The organism is Pantoea sp. 18069 (assembly GCF_902706035.1).
Lineage (GTDB): Bacteria > Pseudomonadota > Gammaproteobacteria > Burkholderiales > Burkholderiaceae_C > Comamonas.
In genome coordinates, this window is record NZ_CACSJA010000145.1 from 1 (window position 1) to 391 (window position 391).

Sequence of the window (391 nt, forward strand, 5' to 3'; positions counted from 1 at the left end):
GCGCTGCAGCGCTTCCTCGACCACATCCAGCGGCACGAGCACGTCTGGGTGTGCCGCCGCATCGACCTCGCGCGCCACTGGGCCGCGACCCATCCCTGCCCGAAGGTGACGCCATGACCCTGATGACCCTCGACCAGCTCAACGCCGCGCCCGCGGCCGACGCATTGCAAATGCTGGACGGCCTCTACGAGCACTCGCCCTGGATCGCCGAAGGCGCGCTCGCCGAACGCCCGTTCCGCTCGCTCGCGCAGCTGAAGCACGCCATGGTGCGCGTACTCGCCGCCGCCCCGCGCGATGCGCAGCTCGCGCTCATCCGCGCCCACCCGGAGCTTGCCGGCAAGGCCATGGTGGCGCGCACGCTCACGGCCGAATCGACCGGTGAGCAGTCGCG

General features: G+C 71.9%; 1 protein-coding gene and 1 pseudogene. Both read left to right on the top strand.

Annotated features, from left to right (window positions below):
• Positions 1-117: pseudogene (locus GVL12_RS26815) on the top strand (allantoinase); the annotation flags it as partial.
• On the top strand, positions 114-391 hold a 278-nt coding region (locus GVL12_RS25955), incomplete at its 3' end, for a 2-oxo-4-hydroxy-4-carboxy-5-ureidoimidazoline decarboxylase (protein ID WP_235033996.1). The pseudogene GVL12_RS26815 and the gene GVL12_RS25955, both read left to right, overlap by 4 nt.